At 71.2% G+C, this 18298-nt stretch carries 15 protein-coding genes; 8 read left to right on the forward strand and 7 right to left on the reverse strand.

The window, feature by feature from the left end; all coding sequences use genetic code 11:
* Positions 1–55: 55 nt before the first annotated feature.
* The 6 genes from MQN93_RS19715 (at position 56) to MQN93_RS19740 (ending at position 8719) form a co-directional block, all read left to right on the forward strand.
* Positions 56–1042, forward strand: a complete 987-nt coding sequence (locus MQN93_RS19715; protein WP_016431016.1) for an SDR family NAD(P)-dependent oxidoreductase — start codon at positions 56–58, stop codon at positions 1040–1042.
* Entirely contained in the window at positions 1039–2178 is a 1140-nt protein-coding gene (locus MQN93_RS19720) for a DegT/DnrJ/EryC1/StrS family aminotransferase (protein WP_242710567.1), read from the forward strand. The genes MQN93_RS19715 and MQN93_RS19720 overlap by 4 nt, the downstream gene beginning before the upstream one ends.
* Positions 2175–2888 (forward strand): acetyltransferase, encoded by a 714-nt coding sequence (locus MQN93_RS19725; RefSeq protein ID WP_242710568.1) that lies wholly within the window; start codon positions 2175–2177, stop codon positions 2886–2888. The genes MQN93_RS19720 and MQN93_RS19725 overlap by 4 nt, the downstream gene beginning before the upstream one ends.
* Entirely contained in the window at positions 2885–4003 is a 1119-nt protein-coding gene (locus MQN93_RS19730; protein ID WP_242710569.1) for a DegT/DnrJ/EryC1/StrS family aminotransferase, read from the forward strand. The genes MQN93_RS19725 and MQN93_RS19730 overlap by 4 nt, the downstream gene beginning before the upstream one ends.
* 67 nt (positions 4004–4070) lie before the next feature.
* On the forward strand, positions 4071–7676 hold the full coding sequence (locus MQN93_RS19735; protein ID WP_242710570.1) for a DUF4082 domain-containing protein: 3606 nt from the start codon (positions 4071–4073) through the stop codon (positions 7674–7676).
* The gene (locus MQN93_RS19740; RefSeq protein ID WP_242710571.1) at positions 7673–8719 is read left to right on the forward strand and encodes a glycosyltransferase; all 1047 of its coding nucleotides are present in this window, start codon (positions 7673–7675) and stop codon (positions 8717–8719) included. The genes MQN93_RS19735 and MQN93_RS19740 overlap by 4 nt, the downstream gene beginning before the upstream one ends.
* Positions 8720–8748: 29 nt before the next feature.
* On the opposite strand, the gene MQN93_RS19745 is transcribed toward MQN93_RS19740, so the two are convergent.
* On the reverse strand, positions 8749–9411 hold the full coding sequence (locus MQN93_RS19745) for a hypothetical protein (RefSeq protein ID WP_242710572.1): 663 nt from the start codon (positions 9409–9411) through the stop codon (positions 8749–8751).
* 71 nt (positions 9412–9482) lie between these two features.
* On the opposite strand from MQN93_RS19745, the gene MQN93_RS19750 reads away from it, so the two are divergent.
* Positions 9483–11534, forward strand: a complete 2052-nt coding sequence (locus MQN93_RS19750) for an O-antigen ligase family protein (RefSeq protein ID WP_242710573.1) — start codon at positions 9483–9485, stop codon at positions 11532–11534.
* Positions 11531–12433, forward strand: a complete 903-nt coding sequence (locus MQN93_RS19755; protein WP_242710574.1) for a glycosyltransferase family 2 protein — start codon at positions 11531–11533, stop codon at positions 12431–12433. Before MQN93_RS19750 ends, MQN93_RS19755 begins: the two co-directional genes overlap by 4 nt.
* A 24-nt stretch (positions 12434–12457) precedes the next feature.
* On the opposite strand, the gene MQN93_RS19760 is transcribed toward MQN93_RS19755, so the two are convergent.
* The 6 genes from MQN93_RS19760 to wecB all read right to left on the reverse strand — a co-directional run bounded on the left by MQN93_RS19760 (position 12458) and on the right by wecB (position 18297).
* A complete protein-coding gene (locus tag MQN93_RS19760; protein ID WP_242710575.1) occupies positions 12458–12802 on the reverse strand; it encodes a hypothetical protein in 345 nt (114 codons plus the stop codon).
* 96 nt (positions 12803–12898) lie between these two features.
* A complete protein-coding gene (locus MQN93_RS19765; protein WP_242710576.1) occupies positions 12899–13690 on the reverse strand; it encodes a glycosyltransferase family 2 protein in 792 nt (263 codons plus the stop codon).
* A gap of 11 nt (positions 13691–13701) precedes the next feature.
* Positions 13702–14751: a hypothetical protein gene (locus MQN93_RS19770; RefSeq protein ID WP_242710577.1), complete on the reverse strand. Its 1050-nt coding sequence runs from the start codon at positions 14749–14751 to the stop codon at positions 13702–13704.
* A complete protein-coding gene (locus MQN93_RS19775) occupies positions 14748–16289 on the reverse strand; it encodes an oligosaccharide flippase family protein (RefSeq protein ID WP_242710578.1) in 1542 nt (513 codons plus the stop codon). The genes MQN93_RS19770 and MQN93_RS19775 overlap by 4 nt, the downstream gene beginning before the upstream one ends.
* Positions 16252–17115 (reverse strand): YveK family protein, encoded by an 864-nt coding sequence (locus tag MQN93_RS19780; RefSeq protein WP_242710579.1) that lies wholly within the window; start codon positions 17113–17115, stop codon positions 16252–16254. Before MQN93_RS19780 ends, MQN93_RS19775 begins: the two co-directional genes overlap by 38 nt.
* 51 nt (positions 17116–17166) lie before the next feature.
* The gene (gene wecB / locus MQN93_RS19785) at positions 17167–18297 is read right to left on the reverse strand and encodes a non-hydrolyzing UDP-N-acetylglucosamine 2-epimerase (protein WP_016431002.1); all 1131 of its coding nucleotides are present in this window, start codon (positions 18295–18297) and stop codon (positions 17167–17169) included.
* Position 18298: the final 1 nt, after the last annotated feature.

The raw sequence follows: 18298 nt of genomic DNA on the forward strand, positions 1-18298 counted from the left end.
CGCATCCGGTCCGGTTTCGGTGCAGCCAACGCAATTCACTGAAAGGGCACAGCAGTTGAGCAGCGTACGAGGCAAGAAGATCCTGGTCACCGGGGGAGCGGGCACCATCGGCTCCAACCTCGTCGACCTCCTGGCCGAGGGCGGCGCCCGCGAGATCGTCGTGCTCGACAACCTCGTGCGCGGCCGGCTGGCCAACCTCGCCCAGGCCATGCCGAGCGGTGTCGTGCAGGTCGTCGAGGGCGACGTCCGCGACGCCGACACCGTACGGAAGGTCACCGAGGGCGCGGAGCTGGTGTTCCACCTCGCCGCGATCCGCATCACCCAGTGTGCGGAGGAGCCCCGGCTTGCCAACGAGGTCCTCGTCGACGGCACCTTCAATGTGCTGGAGGCGGCGGCCGAGGCGGGCGTCGCCAAGGTGATCGCCTCGTCCTCGGCGTCCGTGTACGGCATGGCCGAGGACTTCCCGACGACCGAACGCCACCACCCCTACAACAACGACACCTTCTACGGCGCGGCCAAGGCCTTCAACGAGAGCATGCTGCGCAGCTTCCACAGCATGTACGGCCTGGACTACGTGGCGCTGCGCTACTTCAACGTCTACGGCCCCCGGATGGACATCCACGGCCTGTACACCGAGGTCCTCATCCGCTGGATGGAGCGCATCGAGGCGGGCGAGCCGCCGCTGATCCTCGGCGACGGCACACAGACCATGGACTTCGTCGACGTACGCGACATCGCACGGGCCAATGTGCTGGCCGCCGAGTCGGATCTCACCGACGAGGTGTTCAACATCGCGAGCGGCACGGAGACTTCGCTGAAGGAGCTCGCCGAGGGCCTGCTGGAGGCGATGGGCGCGTCCGGCCTGGAGCCGGTGCACGGGCCGGCGCGCGCGGTCAACGGCGTGACCCGCAGGCTCGCGGACACCTCGCGGGCCGCCGAGCGGCTCGGCTTCACCGCGCGGATCGACCTGCGCACGGGGCTGCGCGACCTGGTCGAGTGGTGGCGCGCGGAGCGCTCCGCCGCCCAGGAGGCCGCCGAGTGAGCACCGACCGCATCCCGGTGATGATCCCCTGGCTCGGCGAGGAGGAGGCCGCGGCCGCCTCCGAGGCGGTGCTGTCCGGATGGGTCGCCCAAGGGCCGCGCGTGGCCGCCTTCGAGAAGGCCTTCGCCGAGCGGGTCGGTGCCGAGCACGCCGTCGCCGTCAGCTCCTGCACCACCGCTCTGCATCTGTCCCTCGTCGCGCTCGGCCTGGGCGCGGGCGACGAGGTCGTGGTGCCCTCGCTGTCGTTCATCGCCACCGCGAACGCCGTACGGTACGTCGGTGCCGAGCCGGTGTTCGCCGACGTCGACCCCGCCACCGGCAACCTGACCCCGGCCACGGTGGACGCGGTCCGCACCCCGCGCACCAAGGCCGTCCTCGCCGTCCACCAGGGCGGTGTACCGGCCGACGTGCACGCCCTGCGCGCCGCCTGCGCGGACCGGGAACTGGCCTTGGTCGAGGACGCGGCCTGCGCCATCGGTTCGACCGTCGGCGGGAAGCCGGTCGGCCACGGTGCGCTGCTCGCCGCCTGGTCCTTTCACCCCCGCAAGCTCGTCACCACGGGCGAGGGCGGCATGGTCACCACCGACGACGCCGACTGGGCGGCACGGCTGCGCCGGCTGCGCGAGCACGGCATGAACGCCTCGGCGGCCGAGCGCCACGCCAGCGACAGGCCCGTCCTGGAGAGCTACCTCGAGGTCGGCTTCAACTACCGGATGACGGACGTCCAGGCCGCGATCGGACTGGTCCAGCTCGGCAAGCTGGACACGATGATCGCCCGCCGCCGCGAACTGGCCGCGCGCTACGCCGAGTTGCTGCACGACGTGCCCGGCCTGACCCCCGTGTGCGATCCCGCGCACGGGCAGAGCAACTTCCAGTCCTACTGGGTGCTGCTGGCCGAGGACTTCCCCGTCGGCCGGGACGACCTGCTCGCCGTGCTCGCCGCGGCCGGCGTCTCCGCCCGGCGCGGGATCATGGCAGCGCACCTCGAACCCGCCTACGCGGACCACCCGCACGCACCGCTGCCGGTCACCGAGCGCCTCACGCGTGACTCGCTGATCCTGCCGCTGTTCCACACCATGACCGAGGCCCAGCAGGACCGTGTCGTGGCCGTACTGCGCGAACAGGCCGGTGGATGAACGGACTTGTCATCGTCGGAGCGGGCGGCTTCGCCCGGGAGACCGCGCAGGCCGTGGCCGACGCGGGCGAGTTCACGCTGCTCGGACACCTCGACGACAACCCCGCCCTGCACGGCACCGAGGTGGACGGCGTGCCCGTCCTCGGCGGCTGCGACCTGGTCCACGACCTGCCCGGCGCCCGGGTGGTGGTCTGCGTCGGCAATCCCCGGGACTACGCGGCCCGCGCCCGGCTGGTGCACCGGCTGGCCCTGCCCGTGGAGCGCTACGCCACCGTGGTCCATCCGACCGCGGCGGTGTCGGCCTCCTCGGAGATCGGCCCCGGCTCGGTCCTGCTCGCGCACTGCGTGCTGACCGCCGCCGTACGGGTGGGCGCACATGTCGCCGTGATGCCCCATGTCGTCCTCACCCATGACGACGTGGTGGAGGACTTCGCCACGCTCACCTCGGGCGTCCGCCTGGGCGGGAGCGCACGGCTGGAGCGGGGCGCCTATGCGGGCGCCGGCGCCCTCGTCAAAGAGGGCACGACGATCGGCGCCTGGTCGCTGATCGGGATGGGCAGTGCCGTGCTCGGCGACGTACCGCCGGGCGAGGTCTGGGTGGGGAGCCCGGCCCGGCGGCTGCGCGCGGCGGACGCGCCCGCGCTCGACCAACTCGCGGCGCACGCACATGACTTCGCGTCGCCGCACGTACTGGGGGGACCCGTCACATGAACCAGATTCCGCTGGTGGACCTGAAGGCGGCGCACGAGGAGGTCGCCGACGAGGTACGGGCCGGATTCGAACGCGTCCTGGCCAACACCGCGTTCGTCGGCGGCGAGGAGGTGCGCCGGTTCGAGCGCGAGTACGCGGACTTCGGCGGCGTCGCGCACTGCGTGGGCGTCGCCAACGGCACCGACGCCGTCGAACTCGCCCTGCGCGCAAGCGGCATCGGCCCCGGCGACGAGGTCGTCCTGCCCGCCAACACCTTCATCGCCACCGCGGGCGCGGTCGCCAGGATCGGCGCACGCCCGGTCCTCGCGGACTGCCTGCCCGACAGCCACCTGCTCGATCCGCAGGCCGCGCTGGACGCGGTCGGCCCGGCCACCCGCGCCGTCGTCCCCGTCCACCTCTACGGCCAGATGGCCGACGTGACGGCACTGACCGGCCAACTCCCGGACCGGGTACGGGTCGTCGAGGACGCCGCCCAGTGCCAGGGCGCGAGCCGCGACGGCCGCACCCCGGGCAGCGGCCACATCGCGGCGACCAGCTTCTACCCGGGCAAGAACCTCGGCGCGTACGGCGACGCGGGCGCGGTCCTCACCGACGACGAGGAACGCGCCGGCCTGGTGCGTGCGATCGCCAACCACGGCGGAGTCGCCAAGTACCGCCACGACGTCCCCGGCTTCAACAGCCGACTCGACGGACTGCAGGCCGTCGTCCTGCGGGCCAAGCTGGCCCGGCTCGCCGACGGCAACACCGCCCGCCGCGCCGCCGCGGCCCGCTACGACGCGCTCCTCGCCGACCTGGTGGAGGCCGGCCGCGTCGTCCTGCCGGTCACCGCGCCGGGCAACGTTCATGTCTGGCACCTGTATGTGATCCAGGTTGCCGGCGCCGACCGCGACGACGTCGTCGGCAAGCTCAACGCCGAGGGCATCGGCGCCGGGGTGCACTACCCGGCCCCGGTCCACCTCACCCCGGCGTACCGCCGACTCGGCCACAGCCGCGGCGACTTCCCGCACGCCGAAGCCGCGGCGGACCGGATCCTGTCGCTGCCGCTGTACCCGCAGATCACCCCCGACCAGCAGCAACGGGTCGTCGACACGCTCGCCGACGCGCTCGACGGCTGACCGGTCCCCACACGCTCCACGCCCCGGCCTGTCGGCCGGTCCTGCACAGCACCGCTGAGAGGTACACATGAAGAGATGGAGCAGACGGATCCGGGGCGGGCGCCTCGCCGTCGCAGCAGCACTGATACTGGCGGTGCTCCCGCTGGCCGGGTCCGCACAGGCTGCGTCCGATCCGTGCGGGTCGGGCTCGAACCCCATCGTCTGCGAGAACTCCAAGCCGGGCAGTCCGAAGGAGGACTGGTTCTCGCCCAACGCCTACGGTGACATCCAGGGCTTCTCCACCAAGGAGAGCGTCCAGGCCGGTGACACCGTCCAGTTCAAGATCCAGTCGAAGACCCCGTACAACGTCCAGATCTACCGTCTTGGCTGGTACGGCGGCGACGGCGCCCGCCTGATGTCGACAGCGGCCCAGGCGGCCCAGACGTACCCCGCCAACTACACGACGGATCCCGCCAGTTGCACCACCAAGGCGAGCACGGGCCTGGTCGACTGCGGGAACTGGCCCGTGACCGCGAGCTGGACGGTGCCCAGCGACGCCGTGTCCGGCCTGTACATCGCGAACCTGGCGCAGACCGACGGCGACGGCCTGATGCCGTACCCCTTCGTCGTGCGCAACGACTCCAGCACCTCCGACATCGTCGTGCAGACCAGCGACCAGACCTGGCAGGCCTACAACGACTACGGCGGCCAGGATCTCTACGGCGGCACCGGGCCCGCGCCGGACGGCCGCGCCTACGAGGTCAGCTACAACCGGCCGCTGGACATCGGCGGCGACAACGGCATCTACGGCTCCGAGTACATGATGCTGGCCTGGCTGGAACGCAACGGCTACGACGTCAGCTACACCTCCGGCGTGGACGTGTCGTCCGCGAACGGCGCCACCCTGCTGAAGAAGCACAAGGTGTACCTGTCGTCCGGCCACGACGAGTACTGGACACAGAGCCAGTACTCCAACGTCCTCGCGGCCCGCAAGGCAGGCGTCCGGCAAGGCTTCTTCAGCGGCAACGAGGTCTTCTGGAAGACGCGCCTGGCCCCCAGCATCGACGGCACCAGCACCGCCGACCGCACCCTGGTCTGCTACAAGATGACCAAGATGGCGCAGAACAACGGCATCGCCGACCCCAGCGGCAGCTGGACCGGCACCTGGATGGACCCGGCCAGCAAGGACTACGGCCAGGACTACCAGCCGCCGAACATCCTCACCGGCACCATGTTCACGGTGAACGGCTACCGTGCCGACGCCATCACCGTCCCCGGTTCGTACGGCAAGAACCGGATCTGGCGCAACACCTCGATCGCGGGCCTCGGTTCGAGCCAGACCGCCACGTTCCCGACGGGCACCCTCGGCTACGAGTGGGACAGCGACATCGACAACAGCACCCGGCCCGCCGGGGCGATCGACGTGTCGTCCACGACGGTCGACATCAACGACGGCAAGCTCCGCATGGACTGGGGCAACGTCTACGGCAACGGCACCGCGACGCACAACCTCGTCGAGTTCCGCGACCAGGACTCCGGGGCGCTGGTGTTCGGCACGGCGACCGTGCAGTGGTCGTGGGGCCTGACCAACGTCCCGACGTACAACCCCGACGACACGGTGGTCACCGAGGACTCCCGGATGCAGCAGGCGACGCTGAACATCCTCGCCGACATGGGGGTCCAGCCGCTGACCCGGCAGAGCAACCTCGTGGCCGCGACGGCCTCCACCGACACCACGGGGCCGACCGTCTCCGTGACGAGCCCGGCCTCCGGGGTCACCGTGCCCGCGCTGAAGCCGGTCACCATCAAGGGCACCGCCACCGACTCCGGCGGCGTGGTGGCCCGGGTGGAGGTGTCCACGGACGGCGGTGACACCTGGAAGGCCGCGAACGGCTTGTCGTCCTGGACCTTCAGCTGGACCCCGACCACGCCGGGCACGGCGTCCATCAAGGTCCGCGCGGTCGACGACAGCGTCAACATCGGCGCCGTCACCACCCTCCCGGTGACCGTCGGCCCCCAGGCCTGCCCCTGCAGCATCTGGCCGGCCTCGGCGGTGCCGGGCACTGTCAATGCGGGCGACGGCAGCTCCCTGGAGCTGGGCGTCAAGTTCCGTACCACCGTGGCCGGTTCGATCACCGGCGTGCGCTTCTACAAGTCGCCCGCCAACACCGGCACCCACACCGGCAGCCTGTGGACCGCCTCCGGCACCCGCCTGGCCACCGGCACCTTCACCGACGAGACGGCCTCCGGCTGGCAGCAGCTGAACTTTTCCACCCCGGTCACCGTCAAGGCCAACACCACCTACGTCGCCTCCTACTTCGCCCCCAACGGCGGATACTCCTACGACGGCGGCTACTTCGACGACAAGGACGCGGGCCTGGCCCCGCTCACCGCACTGAAGTCCGGCACGGACGGCGGCAACGGCGTCTTCCACTACGGCTCGACCAGCGCCTTCCCCAATACGCCGTCCGAGGGCAGCAACTACTGGGTCGATGTGGTGCTGGACACCTCCACCGCCAGCACGACCCCGCCCACGGTCGGTTCGACCTCCCCGACGTCCGGCGCGACCGGCACCTCGATCACGGCACCGGTGTCCGCCACCTTCAGCGCGGCCGTCGACACCGACAGCGTGACGTTCACCGTGAAGGACGCGGACGGCGACAACGTGCCGGGCACGGTCACCTTCCCCTCGTCGAACAAGGCGACCTTCACCCCGTCCACGGAACTGTCGCTGCACACCACGTACACCGCCTCCGTCCAGGGATCCGACGTGTGGGGCAATGCCATGGAGGAACCGGTGACCTGGTCCTTCACCACCAGTTCCACCCCGCCCGCGGTCACCTGCCCCTGCACCCTGTGGGGCGCCTCCGCGACGCCGGCCACCACCGACATGACCGGTGACACCAACTCCGTGGAGCTCGGCACCCGGTTCACGTCCTCGGCGGACGGCTGGGTCACCGGTGTCACCTTCTACAAGGGCACCGGCAACACGGGCACCCACACCGGCAGCCTGTGGACCGACGACGGCACCCTGCTGGGCGGCGGGACCTTCACCAACGAGACCGCGTCCGGCTGGCAGACCCTGACGTTCGCCACCCCGGTGCCCGTCACGGCCGACACCCCGTACGTCGTCTCCTACCACGCGCCGAACGGCCACTACGCGGTGGACGGCGGCTACTTCGCCGGCGCCCACCAGTCGTATCCGCTCACCGCCACGGCCGACACCACCGCGCACCACAACGGGCTCTACCGCTACGGCGCCGACCCGGCCTTCCCCAACGGCTCCTACGGTTCCGCGAACTACTGGGTGGGCCCCGTCTTCACCGCCGAGAACCCGAACGCGTCCCTGGCCTCGGAGACCGCCTCGGAGGTGACCGCGTCCTCGGCGGCGCACACCGCCGACGCCGCGAGCCCCCTGGTCATGGCCGTCGACAAGAAGGCCGCGGTGGCGTCGGTCAAGGCGAGCGTGAGCGTCGTCAAGGGCTCCGAGGCGGCCAGGAAGCTCCATGTCACGGCCGTCGTCTCCTACGACCGGGCGACCCACAAGGCGTCCGTCCATCTGTCCGCCCCTCTGCCGGACGGCACCCGCTTCAAGGTGACGGTCACGGCGAAGGACAAGCACCGGCACACGGTCGAGTCCCGCAGCTGGACGCTGACGAGCAGGACCGCCTTCCACCAGAAGAAGAACCGATGAGCAGCGTCAGCGTGGTGATCCCCTGCTACAAGTACGGCCACTTCCTGGCCGACTGCGTCAGCAGTGTCCTGGACGAGCAGGACGGCGTCGATGTCCGCGTCCTCATCATCGACGACGCCTCGCCCGACGACTCGGCGGAGGCGGCCCGGAAGCTGGCCGCCTCCGACCCGCGGATCGAGGTCCTCGTCCACGAGACCAACAAGGGCCACATCGCCACGTACAACGAGGGCCTGATGGAATGGGCCGACGGCGACTACGTGGCCCTGCTGTCCGCCGACGACCGGCTGGTGCCGGGCGCGCTGGTCCGGGCCGCCCGGCTGCTGGACGAACACCCCGAGGCGGGCTTCGCCTACGGGCGCCCGCTGCGCTTCCAGCACGGCGGGCCACTGCCCAAGGCCCGTACGCACAGCACCGGTTCGGTCGTCTATCCCGGGCACTGGTGGCTTCAGCGGCGCTTTCGCGAGGGCACCGGCTGCATCACCTCGCCGGAGGTCGTCGTCCGCACCAGCCTCCAGCGAAAGGTCGGCGGCTACGATCCGGCCCTGCCGCACGCCGGCGACATCGAGATGTGGATGCGGCTCGCCTCCCATGCCGACGTCGGCTACGTCCGCGGCGCCGACCAGGCCTTCTACCGCGTCCACGGCAAGAACATGTCCACCGTCGACTTCGGCGGCCAGCTCGACGACCTGCGCCAGCGGCTGGTCGCCTTCGACTCGTTGCTGGCCAAGTGCGGCGACCTGCTGCCCGAGGCCGACCGGCTGGCCGAGCAGGTCCACACCCGCCTGGCCCGGTTCGCCCTGCGCCGGGCCTACCGGGCCTACGACCGCGGCCGGACCGGCGTCGTACCGGTCGAGGAATGCGTGGCGTTCGCCGAGCAGTGCCTGCCGGGATACAAGGCCCTGCCCGAGTACCGCGCGCTGCGGCTGCGACAGCGCATCGGCCCGAAGGCGATGCCGTATCTGCAGCCCCTGGTGTGGTCGGCGGTGGCCGAGCGCGGGCGCGAGTGGCTGTGGTGGGAGTCCTGGAAGCGCCGCGGCATCTGATGGAACGTCAGTACAGCCCGGTGGCCCGGTCAGTTGGACACCGGAACCGGCGCGGAGCTTCGCCGGCGGCCCTGCGGGGCCGGCCGGCGGCTCGTCGCGTACCGGTCGAGCCACAGCGCGCCGACCACACCGGCCGCAAGTCCCAGCAGCGCCACGCCCGCAAGGCCGCGGGTCCGGTCGCCCTGCACCGCGGCGGCGCTCGGGGAGGTCAGCACGGAGGCGGTGATGCGCGCACCGGACGGGACGTGCTGGGCGGTCTGCAGCTGCTCGACGTGCCGGGTGTAGACGTCGATGATGCGGCGCACCGTCGTCACCGCCGCCTTGGGACCGGACGCCTGCGACTGCACCTGCAGCGACGGGATCAGATACTGCGGCGTCGCGCTGGTGCCGCTGTTGCGGGGGATCAGGCGGTACGTGCCCCGGACACCCGCCGCGTGCAGCTCCTCGACCCCTGCGGGGGACCGCAGTTGCTGCACGACGCCGTAGGAGACCACCGCGAGCGGCGGCTGCAGATTGGTGTACTGGTTGGGCTGGTTCTGCGTCACCGGCGGCTTGAGCACGACCACCGCGGAGCCCACGTACTGCGGCGCGGGGCGGAGCACGAAGTACGCCCCGGCCACCGTCACCAGCAGCGCGACCACCACGACGTACCAGCGGCGGAGCAGCGCGTCGGCGACGTTCCCAGGCGACATACGAGTTCCTTCCGTCACTCCCGATACTGGCAGGGCGCGCGGTGGGATGCCACCGAAAGGAGGGACGCATCATGAGTCTTGGTGAGATATGGGCAATTCTGCGCCGACGCTGGTACTTCATGGTGCCCTTCACCGTGCTCAGCCTGATCGGCGGCGGCTATCTGTGGGTGACCGTGCCCGTCTCCTACGAGTCGCACAGCTCCGTCGCGCTGCTGGACTCCTCGGCCGTCGCACGGCTCGCGCCCACCTTCGGCAACCCCATCTCGAACGCCGGCGGTTCGCTCATCGTCACGGCCGACGTGCTGATCAGGACGCTCGAATCGGCCGACGCGGCGAAGGAGTTGCACGGCCGCGGAGTCACCGACCCGTACACGGCCGGCTTCGCACCGGCCAGCGACAGCCCACTGGTGGTGCTCACCGTCACCGGCACCGACCGGGAGAAGGTGCTCAAGGAGACCAGCACCCTCACCGAGTTCGCCGGTGAGCAGCTCGACGCCCTGCAGGCCGCCGCGAAGGTCCCGCCCGCTTACGCCGTGCAGACCGCGCCCGTCGTGCTGCCGCAGACCCCCGTCGCCCAGTCCAAGAGCCGCTACCAGGGCGTCGCGGCGGTCGTCATCCTCGGTGTGGTCAGCGCGTTCCTGCTGTCCATCCTGATGGAGGGCGTCTCGGTGGTCCGGCGCCGCTACAAGGCGGCGTCCAGGCCGAAGAAGGCCCGCGCCCCCGGGCGGAACCGGGCGGGCATGCTCGGCCGACGGGTCGACGCCACCGCCATCCTCACCGTCTATCTGGTGCTGGCCTTCTTCATCCCCTCCAACCTCGCGCTGCCCGCGCTGGGCGGAGTGGGCACCCCCGCCAACGTCTTCGCCCTGCTCGGCCTGATGTGGTACCTGGCGACCTGGCTCGGCGGCCGTATCCTGCCCGCCCCCGGCACCAGACTCGTACGGGTCGCGCTGTGCGTGCTCGGTCTCGCCGTCCTCGCGGCGTACATCTCCAACGCGCTGCGCGAGAGCTCCCACGAGGAGGTCCTCGGGGCCGACCGCGGACTCATCGGATTCCTGGTGTGGGTGTCGCTGGTCGTCCTGACGTCGGCGGCCATGCAGGAGCGCAGCCGCCTGGACGTGCTGATGCGCCGCGTGGTCGTCATGGCGTCCGTCGTCGCCGCGATCGGCTTCTACGACTTCTTCGCGGCCACCAACATCGCCGACTCCATCCACATCCCCGGCCTGCAGACCAGCGTGGCCCAGGTCAGCGTCATGGACCGCGGCGCCTTCACCCGGCCCCGCGCCACCACGGCCCAACCGCTGGAATTCGCGGGCATGTTGGCCATCCTGCTGCCCTTCGCCGTCCAACAGGCCCTGGACCCGGTGCGCCGCCACCGGCATGCGCTGCGCCGCTGGGGCCCGGTGATCCTGATGGCCGGAGCGCTGCCCCTGTCGGTGTCGCGGACCTCGATCGTCGGCCTGCTGCTGGTGGCCCTGGTGATGGTGCCGCGCTGGAAGCCGACCCGCCGCTGGGCCGCGATCGGCGTGCTGACGGCCTCCGTGGCCGTGTTCAAGGTGCTGATCCCGGGCCTGATCGGCACCATCACCGGGCTGTTCGCGTCGTTCCTGTCCAACTCCGACAGCAGCACCCAGGCACGCACCGTCAAGTACAGCGCGATCGTGCCCTATCTGAAGGAACACCCGCTGTTCGGGCGGGGGTTCGGCACCTTCACCCCGGACCTGTACTTCTTCACCGACAACCAGTACATGCTGGGCCTGGCCGAGATGGGCCTGCTCGGGCTGATCGCTCTGCTGACCCTGTTCATCACCGGCATCCACCAGGGCGGTGCGATCCGGCGGTTGGCGCGCACCGAGGCCGACCGCGAACTGGGGCAGGCGTTCTTCGCCTCGGCGCTGGTCGCCCTGGTCATCAGTGCCACCTTCGACTCGCTGAGCTTCCCGATGTTCGCCGGCATGTTCTTCCTGACGCTGGGGGCGGGGGCCAGCTATCTGGGCTTCGTCCGGCGCGAGACGGCCGCCGCCACCGTGCCCGGCCCTCGCAGGGCCCCGAAAACCGAACTGGCACCACCAGTTGAGCGTCCCCGACCGGCCGAGCTGCCCCGACCCGTGGAGTCCCGATGAGCACGACCGTCGCCGTCATCGTCGTCACCTGGAACAGCGCCTCGGTGCTCCCCGGCTTCCTGGCCGCGCTGCCCGACGCCATGAAGGGCCTCGACCACCGGCTGGTCGTCGCCGACAACGACTCCGCCGACGACACCGTCGAGATCCTGAAAGCCCTGGCCCCCGACGCCACTGTCGTCCAGACCGGCCGCAACGCCGGGTACGCCGCCGGGGTCAACGCGGCGCTCGACGCCGCCGGGGACATCCGCGCCGCCCTGATCTGCAACCCCGACATCCGTATGCGTCAGGGCTGCGCAAAGCGGCTCGTCGACAGCCTCGGGCAGGGCGTCGGGATCGCCGTACCCCTTCTCTACGAGGAGGGCCGGGACACCCCTCACCATTCGCTACGACGTGAGTCGAGCGTGCTGCGGGCGCTGGGCGAGGCGGTGATCGGCAACCGGCGGGCCGGGCGGTTCCCGGCCCTGAGCGAACTGGTCACCGACCCCGACGCCTATCGCCGCCCCACCCGCGTCGACTGGGCGACCGGCGCCCTGATGGCGATCTCGGCCGACTGCCTGACCGCCTGCGGACCCTGGGACGAGTCCTTCTTCCTCTACTCCGAGGAGACCGAATACTGCCTGCGCGCACGGGACTTGGGCTACGCCACGCAACTGGAGCCGACCGCCGAGGCCGTACATCTGGGCGGCGACTCCCAGGTCTCACCCCGCCTGTGGAGCCTGCTCACCGTCAACCGCGTCCGCCTGTACGCGCGCCGCCACGGCACGCTCGCCACGACCTGCTTCCGATCCGCCGTCCTCCTGCGCGAGACGTCCCGGGCGGCCCTCGGCCGAAAGGCGAGCCGCGCGGCAGCGGGCGCCCTGCTCCGGCCGGGGGCGCTGCGGGTGACGCCCGGCCCGTGACCGGGCCGTCACCGCGCCGGCGTCTCAGTCCGCGGCGCAGCCCATCGTGGTGTCGCTGACTCCGTCGAACTTCGTCGCCCAGGCGACCCAGTTGGTGCTGTATTCCTCGGGCAGGATCGGGCGGTACAGGCACGGACCGGAGCTCGGCCGGCTGATCGCGTAGACGGTGGCGGTCGCCTTCGAGGCGAACGAGTAGGCGTGCCGCATCACCTGCGCGTCGGCCTCCTTGTACCCCGGAGGCGCGTAGTCGAAGGCAGTGCCGGTCTGGTTCGGATCGGGCCAGAAGTACACGTGCCCCGCCGGTACGTCGGCGGGAGTGGGAGCGGACGGCGCGGCGGACGGTGTCGCCGCGATGACCAGGGCGGACATGAGAACGAGGGTGCGCATGGGCCGGGGATGCCCGGACCGGCCGCCTCCTTCGCGGTTGTCGTGCCCGGTTCACCCCATCAGGCGATCATGAGGGGCTCATCCGGACCAAGTCGTGTAGTAGCTCGCGGGGTTGACCAGGTACCGCACCGTCGCCTGCGGTACGTGGCGCACCTCGTGGGCCCGGCTGTAGCGGTGGACCAGCTCCCAGTCCTCGCGCGGGAGGACCTTCGGTGTTCGGCGCAGGCGGCTGAAGTGCAGGGTGTCGGTGCGGCGGGCCACGAAGGCGTTGGTGTCGAGGAAGGACTCGCGGGCGGCGCGGTGGCGGTCGAACGGGACGGAGAGGGTGTCCCGTTCGGTTCCGTCCGGGAGGACGCGGCGCAGGGCGGTGTAGACGCCGTCGGGGCCGCCGGGGGAGTCCAGGACCGCCAACGCCCGTTCCAGGTGGTCGGGTTCCCAGAGGTTGTCGTCGTCGAGGAAGGCTACGTAACGGGAGCGGGTGAGGCGGATGCCGACGTTGCGCACGACACCGGCCACGGCGGTGTTGCGGGCCAGCGAGACCGCGAACAGCCGTGGGTCGTCCGGGAGGTCGGGCAGTCCTGCGCCGTCGTCGACGACGATGACGACCTGGTCGCGCACGGTCTGTGCGAGGGCCGAGCGGACGGCGGCCCGCAGGGCGTCGGGGCGGCGGTGGGTGGCGATGACCGTGGCGACGAGGGCCGTGGGCGGGGGCGCCGTCGTGGCCGCCAGGCGGCGGACCTCCGCGGATTCGAAGCGGCGCAGCCGCAGCGCGGAGGGCGCGAGCAGGACCTTGTTGCGCAGCTCGAAGAGGACCAGCCAGCCGAAGGCGCCCTTGAGGAGCTCCCAGGGAGCCCGTACGACACGTCGCATAGCCTTCCTCCTTAACCGGCCGGCTCGGGGGTGATCGGCGTCCCGTCGGCGAACCGGTTGTTGCGCCAGACGTTGCCGCTGCCTTCGGCGTTCCAGGCAGTGACGGCGCCGTAGACACCGGAGTTGCCGTGGTACCGGGTCGAGAAGACGTTGTCGGTGACCGTGATCCCGGTGGCCCCCTCGCCGCCCCCGTAGAGGGCGTACGCGCCGCCCGCCAGCAGGTTGCCGTCGATGACGGTGTTGGAGACATGGCCGGTGTCGGCGAACAGGCCGATGCTCGCGGACGCTCCTCGGTTCACGTCGACCGGGTTGAGCAGGGTGTTGTGCCGGATGACCAGTCTGCCGGTGTTGCCGCCGCCGCTGATCACCGCGTCCGTGTGCTGCCACTCGCCACCGGCGTTGCGGAAGGGGACGAGGCCGTGGACGTAGTTGTCGTGGATGTTGCCCTGGCCCATGGACAGCGCGTTGCCGAACACGGAGATGTCGCACCAGCCGACCTCGATGGAGCTGGTCCCCATGTTGGACACGGCGTAGTCCACACCGCCGTTGTCGGGGCCCTTGCCCGGGACGGCGGTGATGGTGGTGTGCAGGACCCGCAGTCCGTGGTAGCCGGGGCGGAGGTTGACGCCCCACCAGTTGGTGGAGGTGATCCTGGAGTCGACGATGGTCACGTTGTTCGCGTAGATGTCCAGCGAACCGGTGATGTCCCAGCCCTTGATGACCGTGCCGTCGGTCTTGATGCTCATGTTCCCCGTGGCGTGCGGCTTGAGGCGGGTCCGGGGGCCGGTGGTGCGGGCGTTCGGGAAGTCGGCCTCCACGGGTGCCACGGCGGTGGGGCGTGCGGAGGGCTTGGCGCCGGCCCCGGCGGTGGCGGAGGCCGGGGCGCTGGGGCTGGGCTTGGGGGAGGCTGTTGCCGAGGGGGCGGCGCTGGACGTCTCGGCGGCGGGGGGTCTGTCATGGGTGCTGGGCGTGTGCGTGGCCGCGGACGGACCGCCGGAGCCGGAGCAGCCGGCGGTCAGCAGCAGGGCCAGGCAGGCGAGCGGGCCGCGGAGCCTTCTCATACGGCCTCCGGTGTCCGGGCGCCGCGCAGGAAGCCGAGGCCGGGCAGGACGCAGAGCACATAACTGGCCAGCGCCACCGCGCCGATGGCGAACACCGCCGGGGTGCCGTCGCCGAGCAGGTGTCGCGCGGCGAGGATCACCAGGGTCATCACGATTCCCCCGAGGAAGGGCCAGGCGCAGGCCCTGGCGATGTGGGCGAGGCCGATCCCGGCCCGGCCGAGGGCGTGCAGGAACACCGGGACGACCAGGACGGCACCGACCAGGACATGGCCCTGGGCGACGCCGACGATGCCGCCCGAGCGGGCGCAGACGATCAGGACCGGGACGAGGGCGAGAACCCACAGACCCTGGACGAGGATGAGGGAGCGGCGCTGTCCGACCGCCACCAGGCAGTCGTAGGCGAGTTCGCAGCCGATGCGGATCAGGCCCAGGGCCATCAGCCAGGGCAGGGCCTCGGCGGCGGGGAGCCACTTGCTGCCGTAGACGAGGTGGACGACCGGGCCCGCGAGGCCGCCGAGCAGGACGCACAGGGGCACGGTGCCGGTGACCAATACCGCGAGCGCCCGACTGAAGCCCTGGGCGAGGGCCTGTGGGGTGTCGGCGAGGCGGGAGAAGCCGGCGAAGGAGACACGCCGGGCCGCCTCGGAGATGACGCGGACCGGCCAGCCGGACATGTTGAACGCCAGGACGTAGAAGCCGAGGGACACGCCGCCGAGCGTGGAGCCGACGACCATGGTGTCCACGTTGACGACCGCGAGGGCGAGAAGACTCGCACCGGCCAGTGGGAGCCCGAACTTCAGCAGGGCGCGGGCCTGTTGGGGGTCCCAGCCGAAGCGCAGGGTGCCCGGGGCGGCCACGGCGGAGGCCACGAGCGCGGCGACGTTGCCCACGACCGCGCCCCATGCGAAGCTCATCGCGCCCCAGCCCGCGAAGGCCAGAGCCAGGGTCACGGCGGTGCTGAGGACGAAGTTGAGCGCGTCGATCAGCATCCGCTTGCCCTGCGCGAACTCGCGGGTGAGGAAGCCGGCGGGCACCTGGGCCACCCCGTCGATCACCAGGCACAGACACATCACGCGCAGGACGCCCGAGGCATGCGGCGAGTCGAGCAGCCCGGCCACCGTCGGCGCCGAGACGAACAGGGCGGCGTAGAGGAGGACGCTGGAGGCGGTGGCCAGGGTCAGTACCGTCGGCGCGAAGCGGCGGGGGTCACCGTCCCAGCGGATGAGGGCCAGGCTGACGCCCAGTTCGTTCGCCGAGAGCAGGACCAGCAGGACGGTCTGGGCGATGCCGTAGACGCCCCACTCGGCCGGGCCCAGCGCGAAGCGCGCCAGCAGGATGCCCGTGGCGAAGTTGCCCAGGCGCATGACGACGGTGTTGATCAGGCTCCAGCGGGCCGCCGAACGGACCTTGCGGCCGAGGGAGTTGTCGGCGACCGCGTCGGACGTCCCGGGTCCCCCGCGCGCGTCGGATCCCCCGTTCTCGTCAGCTCTCCCGCTCGCCTCAGATCTCTCGCTGTCCGGTGTGCGAACGCTGTCCATGAGTCGACTCCTCGTCGAGCGGCTCGGTGGCGGACGCCACGGCCGTGGCGGAGCGTCCGGCCCCCGGCTGCGTGGCGCGCCGGTTCTCGGCGGACCGCGACCAGGCGGGCGGCCGCCGCAGGGCGATCGTCTGGTCCACGGCCTGCTCCCCGGCCTGCGGCTCGGGGGCGGTGACCGGTTCCGCGGGTTCTTCGGGCCGTGCGGGTTCGTCCGGCCCTGCCGGGGTGCGCGGCCGGCGGCGCGCCTCCACGTAGAAGACGGCGACCAGGCTCAGCACCAGGCCCAGGGCCCCGGCCATGACCGTGTACTCCAGCCGTGTCTTCGTCTGCGCCACCGGGTTCTGCGGGGGCACGATCGTCGTCATGCGGATCATGGCCTGCGGGGCGACCGACTGCTGCTTCTGGAACTGGTCGAGCCGGTCCTTGGCGTACGCGGTCAGGATCCTGTCCGAGGCCAGTACGGAGGCCTTGTCGGTGCCGGTGACGGTGAGCCACATCAGCGGGCCCTGCGCGTTGTCGGCGAGCTTGGCCTCGAACGTGCCCTTCGCGCCACGGGACGTGAGCTCCCGCAACGACACGTCGGAGTTGAGACTGCGGGCCAGGCTGTCGGCCATGCCGGTGAGCGAGGTCTGGGTGCTGAGGAAGGGGTTGCCGTCGTAGGCCTTGGTGGCCTTCTGGGAGTTGAGGAGGACCACGGTGCTCTGCGACTGGTAGGTGACCGGGACCAGCGCGAGGACGCCGACGATCAGACCGGCGGTCACCAGCAGCCCCGGCAGCAGGACGTACCAGCGCCTGCGCATGACCCGGAAGATCTCAGCGAGATCCATGACGGTCCCCCCTCGCGACCAGACGTTCGACGAGCATGAGTTGCAAGCGGATCATATGGGGAACGTTCGGTCCTCGGGTCGGGGCTGGTCGGTCGGTCGTGGCCGGGTGCTCGCGGTGCCTCCGGTCAGCAGCACGTCGGCGATACGGTCGCTCGCGCGGCCGTCCCACAGGTCGGGCCGGCGCGGTGCGGGCGGCGCGTCCAGCACCGCGTTCACGGTGGCCACGATCCGCGCCGGGTCCCGGCCGGCGAGCACATTGGTGCCCTGCTCGACGGTGATGGGGCGCTCGGTGTTGTCCCGCAGGGTCACACAGGGCACGCCCAGCGCGGTGGTCTCCTCCTGCACGCCGCCGGAGTCGGTCAGCACGACACGGGCGGCGTCCTGCAGCGCGATGAAGTCCAAGTACCCGGCGGGCGGCACGAGTTGGATGCCGCCCGGCACGCCGATCTCGGCCAGCTTCCCGGCCGCCCGCGGATGCACCGGCAGCACGAGCGGGCAGTTCCCGGCGATCTCGCCCAGCGCCTTGAGCAGCCCGGCGAGGACCTCGGGGTCGTCGACATTGGCGGGGCGGTGCAGCGTGACCAGACCGAACTCCCCCCGGGACAGGCCGTATCGGCCGAGCACGTCCGAGGCGCGGGCGCGTTCCAGATTGGCCAGCAACGTGTCGATCATGACGTTGCCGACCAGATGGATCTGGTCCTCGCGGTAGCCCTCGGCGCGCAGGTTGTCGACGGCGTCCGGGGAGGGGGCCAGCAGATAGTCGCTGACCCGGTCCGTGGCGACCCGGTTGACCTCCTCCGGCATGCCCCAGTCGCGGCTGCGCAGACCGGCCTCGACATGGGCAAGGAGCGGTCCGGCCTTGGCGGTGACCAGGGCGCAGGCCAGCGTGGAGTTGATGTCGCCGACCACGACGACGATGTCCGGCGACACCTCCTCCAGCAGCGGTTCGAACGCGGTCATCACCCGTCCGGTCTGCTCCGCGTGGCTGCCGGAGCCGACCCCGAGGAAGCGGTCGGGCGGGCGGATGCCGAGGTCGGCGAAGAACACGTCGTTCATGGCCGGGTCGTAGTGCTGGCCGGTGTGGACGAGCAGCACCTCGGCGCCCCGGCGTTCCAGGGCGTCCATCACCGGTTTGGTCTTCATGTAGTTGGGGCGCGCCCCGGCGACACAGACGATGCGCATG

The sequence above is a fragment of the Streptomyces spinosisporus genome (assembly GCF_022698145.1).
Taxonomy (GTDB): Bacteria; Actinomycetota; Actinomycetes; order Streptomycetales; family Streptomycetaceae; genus Streptomyces; species Streptomyces spinosisporus.

Bases quoted from the DNA above. Each gene is read 5' to 3' on its own strand.
- MQN93_RS19770 (WP_242710577.1), bottom strand. From the start codon at position 14,751: ATGAGAAGGCTCCGCGGCCCGCTCGCCTGCCTGGCCCTGCTGCTGACC.
- MQN93_RS19755 (WP_242710574.1), top strand. From the start codon at position 11,531: ATGAGCACGACCGTCGCCGTCATCGTCGTCACCTGGAACAGCGCCTCG.
- MQN93_RS19725 (WP_242710568.1), top strand. From the start codon at position 2,175: ATGAACGGACTTGTCATCGTCGGAGCGGGCGGCTTCGCCCGGGAGACC.
- MQN93_RS19745 (WP_242710572.1), bottom strand. From the start codon at position 9,411: ATGTCGCCTGGGAACGTCGCCGACGCGCTGCTCCGCCGCTGGTACGTC.
- MQN93_RS19730 (WP_242710569.1), top strand. From the start codon at position 2,885: ATGAACCAGATTCCGCTGGTGGACCTGAAGGCGGCGCACGAGGAGGTC.
- MQN93_RS19750 (WP_242710573.1), top strand. From the start codon at position 9,483: ATGAGTCTTGGTGAGATATGGGCAATTCTGCGCCGACGCTGGTACTTC.
- MQN93_RS19735 (WP_242710570.1), top strand. From the start codon at position 4,071: ATGAAGAGATGGAGCAGACGGATCCGGGGCGGGCGCCTCGCCGTCGCA.
- MQN93_RS19760 (WP_242710575.1), bottom strand. From the start codon at position 12,802: ATGTCCGCCCTGGTCATCGCGGCGACACCGTCCGCCGCGCCGTCCGCT.
- MQN93_RS19780 (WP_242710579.1), bottom strand. From the start codon at position 17,115: ATGGATCTCGCTGAGATCTTCCGGGTCATGCGCAGGCGCTGGTACGTC.
- MQN93_RS19775 (WP_242710578.1), bottom strand. From the start codon at position 16,289: ATGGACAGCGTTCGCACACCGGACAGCGAGAGATCTGAGGCGAGCGGG.
- wecB (WP_016431002.1), bottom strand. From the start codon at position 18,297: ATGCGCATCGTCTGTGTCGCCGGGGCGCGCCCCAACTACATGAAGACC.
- MQN93_RS19740 (WP_242710571.1), top strand. From the start codon at position 7,673: ATGAGCAGCGTCAGCGTGGTGATCCCCTGCTACAAGTACGGCCACTTC.
- MQN93_RS19765 (WP_242710576.1), bottom strand. From the start codon at position 13,690: ATGCGACGTGTCGTACGGGCTCCCTGGGAGCTCCTCAAGGGCGCCTTC.